The organism is Qipengyuania sp. NPDC077563, from assembly GCF_044901345.1.
Classification (GTDB): domain Bacteria; phylum Pseudomonadota; class Alphaproteobacteria; order Sphingomonadales; family Sphingomonadaceae; genus Qipengyuania; species Qipengyuania aestuarii.
In genome coordinates, this window is sequence record NZ_JBJDPC010000003.1 from 337,441 (window position 1) to 350,919 (window position 13,479).

The 13,479-nt window shown below is 63.5% G+C and carries 12 protein-coding genes and 1 tRNA gene; 2 read left to right on the plus strand and 11 right to left on the minus strand.

All coding sequences use genetic code 11. The features are described from left to right. Positions 1 to 160 precede the first annotated feature (160 nt). Positions 161 to 1,495 carry a hemolysin family protein gene (locus ACI2I1_RS12765; RefSeq protein ID WP_404679407.1) on the plus strand — a complete coding sequence of 445 codons (1,335 nt, stop codon included), beginning with the start codon at positions 161 to 163 and terminating at the stop codon, positions 1,493 to 1,495. A 451-nt stretch (positions 1,496 to 1,946) separates the two neighbouring features. Here ACI2I1_RS12765 and ACI2I1_RS12770 read toward each other — a convergent pair whose 3' ends face one another. From ACI2I1_RS12770 to ACI2I1_RS12810, 9 genes are all read right to left on the minus strand, one after another. Then, a complete protein-coding gene (locus ACI2I1_RS12770) occupies positions 1,947 to 2,357 on the minus strand; it encodes a DUF3035 domain-containing protein (RefSeq protein WP_224812858.1) in 411 nt (136 codons plus the stop codon). Beyond that, the gene (gene lspA, locus ACI2I1_RS12775; protein ID WP_404679408.1) at positions 2,357 to 2,932 is read right to left on the minus strand and encodes a signal peptidase II; all 576 of its coding nucleotides are present in this window, start codon (positions 2,930 to 2,932) and stop codon (positions 2,357 to 2,359) included. Before lspA ends, ACI2I1_RS12770 begins: the two co-directional genes overlap by 1 nt. Beyond that, the gene (gene ileS, locus ACI2I1_RS12780) at positions 2,904 to 6,041 is read right to left on the minus strand and encodes an isoleucine--tRNA ligase (RefSeq protein WP_404679409.1); all 3,138 of its coding nucleotides are present in this window, start codon (positions 6,039 to 6,041) and stop codon (positions 2,904 to 2,906) included. Before ileS ends, lspA begins: the two co-directional genes overlap by 29 nt. 218 nt (positions 6,042 to 6,259) lie before the next feature. Then, positions 6,260 to 7,174 carry a bifunctional riboflavin kinase/FAD synthetase gene (locus ACI2I1_RS12785; RefSeq protein WP_404679410.1) on the minus strand — a complete coding sequence of 305 codons (915 nt, stop codon included), beginning with the start codon at positions 7,172 to 7,174 and terminating at the stop codon, positions 6,260 to 6,262. Continuing rightward, complete coding sequence (locus ACI2I1_RS12790; RefSeq protein WP_404679411.1) at positions 7,171 to 7,677, minus strand: dihydrofolate reductase; 507 nt, start codon at positions 7,675 to 7,677, stop codon at positions 7,171 to 7,173. The genes ACI2I1_RS12785 and ACI2I1_RS12790 overlap by 4 nt, the downstream gene beginning before the upstream one ends. After that, positions 7,674 to 8,741, minus strand: coding sequence for a 5-(carboxyamino)imidazole ribonucleotide synthase (locus ACI2I1_RS12795; RefSeq protein WP_404679412.1), 1,068 nt, complete (start codon positions 8,739 to 8,741; stop codon positions 7,674 to 7,676). The genes ACI2I1_RS12790 and ACI2I1_RS12795 overlap by 4 nt, the downstream gene beginning before the upstream one ends. After that, positions 8,741 to 9,232: a 5-(carboxyamino)imidazole ribonucleotide mutase gene (gene purE / locus ACI2I1_RS12800; protein WP_404679413.1), complete on the minus strand. Its 492-nt coding sequence runs from the start codon at positions 9,230 to 9,232 to the stop codon at positions 8,741 to 8,743. Before purE ends, ACI2I1_RS12795 begins: the two co-directional genes overlap by 1 nt. Before the next feature lies 1 nt (position 9,233). Beyond that, complete coding sequence (gene gpmA / locus ACI2I1_RS12805) at positions 9,234 to 9,920, minus strand: 2,3-diphosphoglycerate-dependent phosphoglycerate mutase (RefSeq protein ID WP_221543716.1); 687 nt, start codon at positions 9,918 to 9,920, stop codon at positions 9,234 to 9,236. Between the two features lie 33 nt (positions 9,921 to 9,953). Next, positions 9,954 to 10,097: a hypothetical protein gene (locus ACI2I1_RS12810; RefSeq protein WP_224812865.1), complete on the minus strand. Its 144-nt coding sequence runs from the start codon at positions 10,095 to 10,097 to the stop codon at positions 9,954 to 9,956. Between the two features lie 115 nt (positions 10,098 to 10,212). Between ACI2I1_RS12810 and ACI2I1_RS12815 the strand changes: the two genes are divergently transcribed. Then, positions 10,213 to 10,287: transfer RNA gene (locus tag ACI2I1_RS12815), tRNA-Thr, on the plus strand. A gap of 78 nt (positions 10,288 to 10,365) precedes the next feature. On the opposite strand, the gene ACI2I1_RS12820 is transcribed toward ACI2I1_RS12815, so the two are convergent. Continuing rightward, positions 10,366 to 12,708: a YadA-like family protein gene (locus ACI2I1_RS12820; RefSeq protein ID WP_404679414.1), complete on the minus strand. Its 2,343-nt coding sequence runs from the start codon at positions 12,706 to 12,708 to the stop codon at positions 10,366 to 10,368. Positions 12,709 to 12,906: 198 nt separating this feature from the next. Then, positions 12,907 to 13,479, minus strand: a complete 573-nt coding sequence (locus ACI2I1_RS12825) for a hypothetical protein (protein WP_404679415.1) — start codon at positions 13,477 to 13,479, stop codon at positions 12,907 to 12,909.

Consider the following 13,479-nt stretch of genomic DNA (forward strand, 5'->3'; position numbering starts at 1 on the left):
TTCCCTTTTTGCGAGACGGGGTTTCCCAGCCCTTCGACCGTCCACGCCCGCGTTAGATGGGACGCGCCCACCTGCGTCTCTAGAAGCACCCAACCACTCAAATCGGCGCCTGTTCCCCCGAAGCACTGGCGCCGCGCCGCTTTTATGCTAGCGAGGGCGCGTGACACCCTTTCCCTGGACAGATCTGCTCGTCATCGCCGGCCTCATCCTGCTCAACGGCGTCTTCGCCATGAGCGAACTGGCCATCGTTTCCGCACGCACGGGGCGGCTGCGGACCGCCGCGCAGAAGGGCAGCGCGGGCGCGAAGACCGCGATCGAGCTGGCCGCCGATCCGGGCAAGTTCCTATCGACCGTGCAGATCGGCATCACCTTGGTGGGGATCATCGCCGGTGCCTATTCGGGCGCCAGCCTCGGCGGGCCGACGGGCGAGCGGCTGACCGCGCTCGGCCTTCCCGCGGACTGGGCGGACGAGGCCGGCTTCGCGCTGGTCATCGCGCTGACCACCTATTTCAGCCTCGTCGTCGGTGAGCTCGTGCCCAAGCAGGTGGCGCTGCGGGCGGCGGTGCCCATCGCGATCGCCATGGCGCTGCCGATGGCCATTCTCGCCAAGATCGCCGCGCCGGTGGTGTGGCTGCTCGATGCGTCTTCGGGCGCGCTGATTCGCCTGCTGGGCGTGAAGCCCGGCGGCCAGAGCTCGGTCACGGCGGAAGAATTGCAGATGCTCTTCGCCGAAGCCACGCGCAGCGGCGTGATCGAAACCGAACAGCACCAGATGCTCGCCGGGGTGGTCCGGCTCGCCCAGCGCCCCGTGCGCGAAGTGATGACGCCGCGCACCGATCTCGACTGGATCGACGTGAATGCCGATGAAGAAGCCGTCCGCCAACTGCTCGAAGACAGCCCGCATTCGGTCTGGCCCGTGGCCGACGGCACGCCCGACAAGGTCATGGGCCTCGTGCGCGTACGCGAGGTGCTCGGCGCGCTGCTGGCGGGCGAGGGGCTGCGGCTGGAGGCGCTGATGCGCAAGGCCGAGGTGGTCCCCGACCAGCTCGATGCGGTCGACGCGCTGCGTGTGCTACAGCAGGCCGATGTCGCCATGGCCATGGTGCATGACGAATACGGCCATCTCGACGGGATCGTGACCCCGGTCGACCTGCTCACCGCGCTGGTCGGCGATTTCGCCAGCGATCAGGACCCCGACGACACGCCCGGTATCGTGGAGCGCGAGGACGGCACGCTGCTGGTGGCAGGCTCGCTCTCCGCCGACGCGCTCGCCGACCGGCTGGGGCTGGACTATGGCGACGACCGCGAATTCGCGACCGTGGCGGGCTATTGCCTCGCCGTGATGAAAAAGCTGCCGTCCGAAGGCGAATGGTTCGAGGAACAGGGCTGGCGCTTCGAAGTGGTCGATCTCGACGAACGCCGCATCGACAAGGTGCTGGTGAGCGAGATTGACGGCAAGCCCGAAGCGGACGAAGTCGCCGGGGATCAGGGTTAGTTTTTGTTTTGCGAACCGACCTCCGTCGGTTCGTCCTCGGGGCGGTTCCTTCGCTGCGCTACGGGCCCCTGCGGGCGGGCGCTTGCCCTTGCGGTTCGCTTGTCGCGAACCGGATCATCAGCGCGAGATGGAAGGTCCTGTTCCTGGTCGCGGCAGCCAAAGCGCGACCGCGCGCCGCCGCTTATGCGGCGAAGCCAAGCAACGCGGATGCGTTGCGCCCGGCGTTTGAGGGCGAAAACAAATAACTGCGGAGCCACGACGGTTGCTGATCAAGCGCCTGCAATTTCGCGACCAAATCTGCCGTAAGAGGCCGCCGGCGGCCAACCGGGCTATCAGGCCCGGCAAGGCCAAGCGGCCGCCCGCAGGTGCCCGGCGCGGGACGCGCCGAATGGCACCGAGGATGAGCCCGCGGAGGCGGGCTCTTAAAACAAGAATCAATAATCCCCGGGCGTCAGCCCGGAATTACGGCCTGCGCCGTACCGCCGTCGCCTTCGGGGGCGGCGATGATGTCGCGGGTGACGGTGCCCTTGGCGACCGTGTTGGTGTCTTCCGAACCCACCGAGGAACGGATGCCGGGTTCGGCCGCACCGGCCCGGTCGAGCGCGCTGGTTTCCACCGCGCTACGGTCTGCCGGTCCGCCGAAGAGCGCTTCGAGCGTCTGTTCGGCAGCGGTGCCTTCGGCCGGGCGCGGCGCGCCGGCGGCCGGGGGCGTGAGGTTGAAATCGGGCGGTACCACCAGCGGCGCCTGGCGCTGCACGGCGAATTCATCGGGGCGTTCGCGGTTCAGGAAACCGCCGCCGCCGCAGGCCGCCAGCATGCTCGAGGTCGCGCCGAGAAGGGCGATACGGGTAAGGGTATTCATCAATTGCTCTCCGCGGCGTCTGCCGGTTTGCCGTGCATGAGGTCATCGACCTCTTCGGTATCCTTGTCGCGCATGAAGAAGGCGCGGGCAAGAATTATCAGGACGCCGATGGTGATCGCGGCATCGGCGATGTTGAAGATCAGGAAGGGGCGGAATTCCCCGATATGGAAATCGGCATAGTCGATGACATAGCCGAGTTCGTAGCGGTCCTTGATATTGCCCAGCGCCCCGCCGAGGATCATCGACAGGCCCAGGATATCGCCCCAGGCCTTTTCGCGGAACATCCAGATGGTGACCACCAGCGCGATCAGCGCGGTCACGCCCACCAAGATATAGCGCGATTCCATGCTATCGGCTTCGAATAGGCCCATGGACACGCCGAAATTCTGCGTCCAGCGCAAATCGAAGAAGGGCAGCAGGTCGATCACGCCCTTCTGGCGCAGCTGCAGGGGCACGACCATCAGCCATTTGACCCACTGGTCGAGGGCATAGATCGCAAAGGCGAACAGCACGCCGAAAAGGCGCAGGCGCAGCAGCGGGTTCATGTCAGGCAGCATCCATCTGGGCGACGACATCCTCGCAGCGATCGCACAGCGCCCCGTCCTCGGAAACCGAGGGCAGCAGGCGCCAGCAACGGCCGCATTTGTTTTCGTCTGTACGGGTAACGGACACCTCGCCCACCTGCCCGCGCGTCACTGACGCGGTGATGAACAGCTCGGCAAGATCGTCGTCGGAAAAGCCTTCGGGCACGGCATTGGCCGGCACCGTCACATCCGCTTCGAGGCTCGAACGGATGGTCTTGTCGCGGCGCAGCGGCTCGATCGCCTCGGTCACGCGCTCGCGCAGATCGCGCAGCTTGTCCCAGCGCGCGCCATCGGCCGATACGCCGGGGACCGCAGGCCATTCGAGCAGATGGACGCTGCCACCTTCGGGATAGCGCGTGGTCCACACCTCTTCGGCAGTGAACACCAGCACCGGCGCGGCATAGCGGACCAGCGAATGGAACAGCAGGTCCAGCACGGTGCGATAGGCGTTGCGGCGGGTCGAATCCGGGCCATCGCAATAGAGCGTGTCCTTGCGGATATCGAAATAGAAGGCCGACAGATCCTCATTGCAGAAATCGACCAGCAGGCGCGTGTAGGTGTTGAAGTCATACGCTTCGAGCGCGGCCTTCAGCTTGCCGTCGAGATCGGCCAGCAGGGCGAGGACATAGACTTCCAGCTCGGGAACTTCGCCCATATCGCCCATGTCGCCGACAAACCCGTCGAGCGCGCCGAGGAGATAGCGGAACGTGTTGCGCAGGCGGCGATACTGGTCGCCCACGCCTTTGAGGATCTCATCGCCGATGCGGTGGTCTTCGGTGAAATCGACGCTGAGCGCCCACAGGCGGATGATGTCGGCGCCGTACTGTTCCATCACCTTGAGCGGATCGATGGTGTTGCCGAGGCTCTTCGACATCTTCTTGCCGTCGCTCGCCATGGTGAAACCGTGGGTCAGCACCGCGTCATAGGGCGCGCGGCCCCGCGTGGCGGAACTTTCGAGCAGGGAGGACTGGAACCAGCCGCGATGCTGGTCGCTGCCTTCCAGATAGAGGTCGGCGGGCCAGCGCATTTCGGGCCAGCGGCCGCTTTCCAGCGTAAAGGCATGGGTGCAGCCCGAATCGAACCATACGTCGAGAATGTCGCTGACCATCTCGAATTCGGCAGGATCGTGATCCGCGCCCAGAAATTCTTCCTTGCGGCTTTCCACCCAGGCATCGACGCCCTGCTGCTTCACCGCCTCGATCACGCGGGCATTGACGGCTGCATCCTGCAGATAGCTGCCGTCCTTGCGCACGAACAATGTGATCGGCACGCCCCACGCACGCTGGCGCGACAGCACCCAGTCGGGGCGGCCCTCGACCATCGACCCGATGCGGCGGCGGCCCTTTTCGGGATAGAATTTGACCCGCTCGATTTCGCGCATGGCGATCTGCCTGAGCGTGCCCCCACCAGCCGTTCGGGCTGAGCTTGTCGAAGCCCCGTCCTTTTCTTGTGGCGCTGCGTCAGAAGTGAAGTGCGGCCCTTCGACAGGCTCAGGGCGAACGGGCTGGGAGGTTCCCCCAAGATCCCTGTCCATCGGCACGAACCATTGCGGCGTGCAGCGATAGATGACCTTGGCTTTCGAACGCCAGCTATGCGGATAGGAATGCTGGTAATCGTCGCTGGCGGAAAGCAGAGCGCCCGCTTCGCGCAGATCCGAACAGATCGGGCCATCGGGCGCGTTGAACTGCTTGTTGATGACCGCACGGCGACGCTCGTCGTCTCCGCCCAGCCACGGCCAGTCGTCGCGATAGCGCCCGTCGCCCATGACGGCGAATTGCGGTTCGATGCCGTTGGCGCGGCACAGCAGGAAGTCGTCCTCGCCGTGATCGGGCGACATGTGGACGAGGCCCGTACCGCTGTCGGTGGTGACGAAATCGCCAGCGAGGAGGGGGCGGAGGCGTTCGTAGAAGGGCAATTCCTTCTGCGAAGCGATAACGGCCTGCACATCCCAATTCCCGTCATCCCCGCGAAGGCGGGGATCCAGTTTCGGCGTAGCATTTGGAATCCCGCCTTCGCGGGAATGACGAAGTTTGTTCGCCATGGGATGGCTTACGAACGTTCCAGCGAGGTCGGACCCTTTGAAACGCTTGCCGAGATGAACGTCGTCCAGCTTCAAGCCTTCTAGGCCAAGCTGTTCTCCCATTGCAGCGATGGCCGCCGCAAAGCGTGCTCGGAAGCTGTCCAGAAGCTCAACTGCGATCAGGAAACTTGCGTTGTGGGTTTCGGTCGAGATGAAGCGTTTGACGAACTGCTGCGCCTCTTCCGAAGGCTCTTCGGGAGCGTCCCAATCAAGGCTGAAATTTACAGCGACATACTCGACTTCCGGCCCATAGGCCAAAGCCTGGTTCACCGGGATCGTCCATGGCGTGGTGGTCCAGATCACCGCATGCGCGCCGACCAGTTCCTCAATCGGCGATTCCACGATTTCGAACGCCACGTCGATCTGGGTCGAGGTGATGTCCTCGTATTCGACCTCGGCCTCGGCCAGCGCGGTTTCTTCCACCGGCGACCACATGACCGGCTTCGATCCGCGATAGAGATTGCCGGCCTCGGCAAACTTCATCAGCTCGGCAACGATGGTCGCCTCGCTCTCGAACTGCATGGTGAGGTACGGATTGTCGAAATCCGCCATCAGGCCGAGCCGCTTGAGCTGTTCGCGCTGCACATCGACCCAATGCGCGGCATAGTCGCGGCATTCCTGGCGGAATTCGGCCGCGGGGACGGACTTCTTGTCCTTCTTCTTCTTGCGGTACTTTTCCTCGACCTTCCATTCGATCGGCAGGCCGTGGCAGTCCCAGCCCGGCACGAAGGGCGCGTCCTTGCCCAGCAGCGTCTGCGAACGCACCACCATGTCCTTCAGGATACGGTTCAGCGCGTGGCCGATATGCATGTCGCCATTGGCATAAGGCGGGCCGTCGTGGAGGATGAACTTCTCTCGCCCGGCACGGTCTTCGCGAAGCTGTTCGTACAGCTTTTCTTCCTGCCAGCGCGCAAGGATCTTCGGTTCCTTCTGCGGAAGCCCGGCTTTCATGGGGAAATCGGTCTTGGGAAGGAAGACCGTGTCCCGGTAATCGCGGCTGGTGTCGTTGCTATCGGCCATAGGCTGCGCGCCTTAGCCGCTTGCGCGCGCCGTGCAAATACTCGTCATCGGGAAGAGGCGGGGTAGGGGTGGGCGACAAGCCCCAAAACCCGAGTCATTGCGAGGAGCCGCAGGCGACGCGGCAATCCATCCCTCACCACCGGTCGCAACGTCTCACGATGGATTGCTTCGCTCCGCTCGCAATGACGTACGGAGAAAATGTAAAGCCCGGCAAACCGTCAGCCCAGCAACCGCCGCGCCTCGTCGCAATCCTTCTCCATCTGCACGGTCAGCGCGTCGAGACTGTCGAACTTCGCCTCGCCGCGCAGGAAGTGGTGGAAGGCCACCTCGATCTCCTGCCCGTACAGATCGCCGGAGAAATCGAAGAAATAGGGCTCGAGCAATTCCTTGGGCGGCTCGAACTGCGGGCGCACGCCGATATTGGCCGCGCCTTTCAGCACCTGCCCGGTCGCCAGGATGCGCCCGGTGACGGCATAGATCCCGTATTTGGGCCGCAGATAGCTCTCGATCGACAGATTGGCCGTGGGATAGCCGATCGTGCGCCCGCGCTTGTCCCCATGCTCGACCACGCCGCGGATGGCGAAGGGGCGGGTGAGCAGCCGGGCCGCCTCCTGCGGATCGCCTTCGCGCAGCGCCTCGCGCACCCGGCTGGATGACACGGGCCTGCCGCCATCCATCACCGGATCGACCGTGCGGACTTCCAGCGGCGATTCGCGCAATCTGGCCACATCGCCCGCCGCGCCCTTGCCGAACCGGAAATCGTCGCCGGTTACGACGCCGCTGGCGCCCATTCGGTCGATCAAGATCCGATCAAGAAAGTGTTCGGCCGTAGTTTCGGACAGTTTCTGGTCGAAATGGAAGACCAGCATCGCCGTGGCGCCGGCCGCCAGATAAAGCTCCTGGCGCTGCTCCAGCGTGGTCAGGCGGAAGGACGGGACCTCGGGTTTGAAGTGGCGCACGGGGTGCGGATCGAAGGTGGCGATGATGCTCGGCCGCCCGGTTTCCCGTGCCCAATCAATGGCTTCCTGCGCCACTGCCTGGTGCCCGAGGTGGAAGCCGTCGAAATTGCCCAGCGCGATGATCGCCCCGCGCAGCGATTGCGGCAAGGGCTCGCGGTGATCGAGAAACCTCACGCCGCGGTCTCTCCCACCCTGGTATAGGTCAGGAAGGAATAAGACGGCCTCTCACCCTCCGCCGCAAAGTCCTCCCGCCCGCAAATTTCCCATTCGGGGCCGAGCGGGGGCATGAACACGTCGCCGTCGAAATCGCGATGGATTTCAGTGAGTTCGACCGTGCTGGCGAGCGGCATGAAGACATCGAAAATGGCCGCGCCGCCGATCACGGCCACGTCGCCATCGCCCGCTTTCGCCAGCGCTTCCTCGACCGAACGGACCACGTCGGCGCCCGTCGAATCCCACCGCTCGCGCCGGGTCAGCACGATATGGCGGCGGCCGGGCAGCAGGCCGGGCAGGCTCTCAAACGTCTTGCGGCCCATGATCATTGGCCGTCCCTGCCGGTCCGCGCCCATGGTAAGTGCCTTGAATCGCTTGAGATCGGCGGGCAGGTGCCAGGGCAGGCGGCCCTCCTTGCCGATCGCGCCATTGGCGGCGCGGGCATAGATCAGGAACAGGCTCATAGGCCGGCGTCGTGGGTAATCAGCGTCGCATGGCCCATCTTGCGGCCTTCGCTGGCCTCCGCCTTGCCGTAATCATGGAGATGCAGCCGCGCATCGCCCAGCGCGGAATGGGCATTCTCGATATCGCTGCCGAGGATATTGCGCATTTCGATCTGAGCGGCGGTGGTCCGCGTATCCCCCAGGGGCAGGCCCGCGACGGCGCGGATATGGTTCTCGAACTGGCTGGTGGCCGCGCCCTCGATCGTCCAATGGCCCGAATTGTGCACCCGTGGCGCCATCTCGTTGAAGATGGGGCCCTCGTGGGTGGCAAAGAATTCGAGCGTCAGCACGCCGACATAATTCAGAGCATCGGCAACCTTGCGGGCAAGTTCGCGTGCCTCCGCGATCTGCGCCGCGATCGGCTCGCCGGCGGGAAAATGCGACGCGGCCAGGATACCGCCGCGGTGTTCGTTGCGGGTCGAATCCCAGAAGCGTGTTTCGCCGTCCTGGCTGCGCACGAGGATGACCGAGAACTCGGCCTCAAACTCGACAAAAGCTTCGTAGATACAAGGCGTTTCCGGCACGTTGAGCGCCTCTGCCTCGCGCCCGTTGGCAATGCGCCACTGGCCCTTGCCGTCATAGCCGTCGCGGCGGGTCTTGAGGATGCCGGGCGCACCCAACCTGTCGGCGGCGGCGATCAGGTCGTAGCTTGAATCGACCTTCGCATAGGCTGCAGGCCTGCCGCCGAGCTCTTCGATAAAGCGCTTCTCGTCCAGCCGGTCCTGCGCCGTTTCCAGCGCTTTCGGGTCGGGGAAGATCGCCGGACCCGCGATGCCGCGCGCGGTGGCGACCGGCACATTCTCGAATTCCCAGGTCACCACATCGCAGCGGGCGGCAAAAGCGGCGAGGGCGGCCTCGTCGTCCCATGCGGCGGTGACGAAATCCTCCGCCACATCGCCCATGACATTGTCGCCATCGGGGGCATAGCCGATCACGCGATAACCCAGCTGTGCGGCGCTGGTTGCCATCATCCGGCCGAGTTGGCCGCCGCCCAGAATGCCGATCGTGGACCCTCGCTTCAGCATCAGTCGGCGGGCCTTTCGGTGACGGCTTCGCTGCGCGCCCGGCGCCACTCCTTTAGGCGCTGCTTGAGCTCCTCATCGCTATTGGCGAGGATCGCGGCAGCCATCAGGCCGGCATTGGTCGCGCCGGCTTCGCCGATGGCCAGCGTGCCCACCGGCACTCCGGCAGGCATCTGAACGATTGAGAGCAGGCTGTCCTGGCCCGAAAGCGCCCGCGATTTCACCGGCACGCCCAGCACCGGCACATGAGTCAGTGCCGCGATCATGCCCGGCAGATGCGCGGCGCCCCCGGCACCGGCGATGATCACGTGAAATCCGTCCGCCTCGGCAGCCTTGGCGAAATCATACATCCGGTCGGGCGTGCGATGCGCCGACACGATGCGGACATCGATTTCCACGCCCAGTTCCTCGAGCACATCGGCGGTGCATTTCATGGTCGACCAGTCGGACTGGCTACCCATGACGATGGCGACCTTTGCCTCCCCCGCAGCCATCTTACGCGTCCTTCAGGTAATAGCGCTCTCCGGCCACCTGCGTGCCGTCGAATTCATAGATGATCGGCTGGCCGGTCGGGATTTCGAGGCCGGTGATGTCGTCATCGGAGATGTTCGACAGATGCTTCACCAAGGCACGCAGGCTGTTGCCATGGGCCGAGATAATGACCGTCTCGCCCTTACCCAGCAGCGGAAGAATTGCCTCCTCCCAATAGGGCAGAACGCGCTCGATCGTGAGCTTCAGGCTCTCGGTCATCGGCACGTCGATCCCGGCGTAGCGCGGATCGTCCGACAGGTCGAATTCGCTGCCGCGCTCCATCTCGGGCGGCGGCACGTCGAAGCTGCGGCGCCAGATATGGACCTGCTCGTCGCCGTGCTTCTCGCGGGTCTGCTGCTTGTCGAGGCCGGTGAGGCCGCCGTAATGCCGTTCGTTGAGATGCCAGTCGCGCGTCACCGGGATCCACAGCCGGTCGCATTCCTCGAGCGCCAGGTTCAGCGTCTTGATGGCGCGTTTCTGGAGCGAGGTGAAGGCGGTGGTGGGCAGAACGCCCCTGGCTTTCATCAGCTCTCCGGCGGCGCGGGCCTCGGCCTCGCCCTTTTCCGTGAGGTCGACATCCCACCAGCCGGTGAAACGATTGGCGAGATTCCACTCGCTCTGGCCGTGGCGAACGAGGATCAGCTTCGACATGATGGCTCCGGATTTCTTTAGGAGGGCCGTGCGTTAGCGGCCCGCATCATCGTTGGAAACCCCACCTTCGCCCGATTCGCGCAATTCGCGCGTCTGGGTTTTCCTGCGACGCAGGTTCTCACGAAGTTTCGCGGCGAGGCGTTCCTCGCGTGTCATCTTGTCGTTTGCAGCGCTCATGGCGCACTCCTCTTGCGAAAATCGCGTCTGGCCGCAAGCGAAGGTTGACTTATGGCTCGCTTCTGCCAATAGCGCCCGCCTCCACCCCGCGACGGATTTCCCCGCGGCGACATGTGCTGCTGTAGCTCAGTGGTAGAGCGCACCCTTGGTAAGGGTGAGGCCGGGAGTTCAATCCTCCCCAGCAGCACCATTTCTCAGCATTATCGTGATGCCGAAAAAAGGGGCCGGCGCGGAGCCGACCCCAGTGGGGGCTTGAAGCCGATAACTGTCAGAAGTGGAAGCCGGCTCCTGCTGCGACGCCTCCCTTGCCGTGGGTATCGATCGTACCTCTTACGTTGAATGACATTTTGCCGTCTCCGGTGAGGCCGGAATAGCCGAAGCCGAAGGCCGTTTCGCCGCGATAATGGCCAACCCCGCCGCCGATCGTCGACTTGCTCGGATCGACCGACTGCGGAATGGCCGACATGGCCATGGCTGCGGCAGTGCCAGCGAAAGCATCGTCGCGCAGATCGGCGAGGTCGAAGGTAAGATCGGCCACCCGCATATCGGTATAGGCCATGGCTTCCATAACGCGGGTATCGGTATAGCCCATCGAGGTGGCCATGACGTCGGCGAGACCAGCCTGAAGTTGGCCGATATTGGCAGCGTCGTTGGCCAGCGTACCGTTGGCGACATTGTGCAACACCACCGGGGCGGAGAAGTCGGCCCCTACCAGGGCGACATCATTGGTGATCGTGCCGCCATTGCTGACGTTGGGATTGTCGGGATCCGAATATTGCACTGCTACCACGGTGCTGCCCTGCAGATTGTTGCGGACAGTGGTGATATCCGAAGTGTTCTGAGCAACCTGCCCATTCGTCTCGAACAGTTGGCTGCCGTTCACCGCATCGGTGGACGTGGCCGTCAGCGCTCCGGCCGCCACATTGGTCACCCGCGCGGCTCCGCCACTGGCAGACTGGAAGGCGACAGTATCGGTCGGCGTTGCGCTCGGGGTCGCTCCATCAGCATCGGACACATACGTTACCGGCACATTGGCCAACTGCGCCTGTATGCTGACTATACTGCCTTCGTTGACTGTCACCCGGCTGTCGATGCTGGAGATATTTCCCTCCGCAGTCGTAACGCGGGTGTCGAGGTTGGTAATGTCCCCCTCATTTGTCGTGACGCGACCGTCCAGGCTGGCGATGTCCCCCTCATTGACCGTGACACGGCCATCCAGATTGGCGATGTCTCCCTCATTGGTTGTCACCCGCCCGTCGAGATTGGCGATATCGGTTTCGTTGGTGGTGACGCGACCGTCCAGGTTTGCAATGTCGGTCTCGTTTGTCGTCACCCGACCATCGAGGGTGGCGATGTCAGCCTCGTTGGTAGTCACCCTTCCGTCGAGTGCTGCGATGTCGCTTTCATTGGTCGTGACGCGACCGTCGAGGGCTGCGATATCATCTTCGTTCTGCGTAATTCTGGTGTCGAAACCTCCTGTAGTCACCTGGAGGGCTGCGATGTCGGCGGTATTGGTGGCGATATCGGCTTCATTCTGAGTCACGCGTGTGTCCAGAGCGCCCACAGCCTGATTCGTCGCGAAGAGCTGCGCTCCGTTTACAGCGTCCGTCGAGGTCGCATTCAGCGCCCCAGGTGCGACATTGGTTACGATGGTACCGTCCGCGCCACCAAGCGTGATGGAACCTTGGCTGGCGTCGTCATATTGCACGCCTAAAGCCTGCAAGTCTGCGATATCGGTTTCGTTGGTCGTGGTTCGACCGTCCAGAGACGCAATGTCGCTTTCATTCGTGGTCACTCGGCCGTCAAGCGAAGCAATGTCGGCGTCATTGGTGGTTACCCTGCCATCGAGGGCGCTGATGTCGCCGGCATTCGCCGCGACATCTTGATTGGTGGCAAATAGCTGCGAGCCGTTTACGGCATCGCTTGAGGTAGCGGACAGCGCTCCATCGGCAACGTTCGTCAGCGTAGTGCCCCCTGCGCCGGCCAATGTTACCGATGTCTGCCCGGCACCATCGTATTGGACGGAATTGCTCGTCGCCGCGGCAATGGCTGTATCTACTTGGCCCACGGTTGCCGCATCGGTTGGTGCGGTGCCCGCTGCGACATTGGTGATCTGGCGCTCGGCGCCCGCTGACCCGACCGAAACGGTGTTGGCGCGGTCGGCGATGGAATCGGCACCCAGCGCAACGCTGTTCGGCGCGGTGACGGAGGCATTCGTGCCGAGCGCAATGGCACCAGTCGCTCCCGCCGCAGTGCTTGCGTTATTGCCGAAAGCGATGGCATCCAGTTCTCCGGCCGAATCTGCCTGTCCATTGGCACCGAGGCCCGAAATCTGATTGCCGCCGATCTGGATGCCGGATTGGGTGTTCAACGTATAGGCGTCGGCGGCCAGGTTACACTCGCCGGCGCCCAGCACCGTGCCGCTGGAATCTACCAATTGCACGCTGACCGGATTACCGGCCACGGCGTCATCGACGATTGTCGTGACGTCGATATTCAGATCGGCGAGAATTCCCAAGCTGACCAATGGCAATGCACCGTCGACGACGCCAAGAATGTCCAGTATCCCGTTAACAGTGCCTTGGATCGGCGTGACGATTGGTTGATTCACCGCGCCAAGCAAATTTGTCAGCTGCGATTCGTTCAAACTCAACCCGGTACAAACGTCCGCTACGGGAGCAAGAGCCTGGGCGTGAGCCTGGTTCTCAAATCCCGGCAATGTGAAAGCGCTGGTTGCTACAGTGGCAAGAGCAGCGATCCTGAGAGCGCCGATACCCGACGCTCTACCTGTTTTGGAATTCATCATTATTCAGCCTCTCTTCGTTGTATTGGCGCCGGTGATCTGTGCCGGGGCAGTGGCGTGCCCGGACAACTCGTGCGGCCACGAAGACGGCGCCTTTGGGTCTTCGTGGGGAAGGCGGGAGCGGAGAAAGGCTGTCAGCACCTTCTCGAGCGAATGCAGGGAAGCGGTGTCGAGCAGGCTGTTGGCGGCATCTTCCAAAAAGACCGCGATGCCGATCGGTGTGCGCGAACCGAAAAAGGACAAACGTACGCAAATCCAGTCGCCGGAAATCATGATCGAATTCAGTGGGTGCAGCGGGCGTGGGGGAGGCGCCAGAGACACTTCTGTTTCCAGCTTTTCGACGTAGTCGGAGAATGCTCCGTCAAGGCGGTTATCGACCCAGTCCAGCACCTGCGGACACCCTGAGCCGAGCGCTACCAAGGCGGAAAACGGCGAGCCATAGATCTGGCGGGAAAGGTGAAGGAAGCGGAGCCATACCGGCCGCTCCCTGGCGTGGGCAGGGGTCCGGTAGTAGAAGTCGCCGAAAGACGTGCGGCGAGCTCGCTGCTGGCGTGACGGGAGCGCATTCCGCATCGGCAT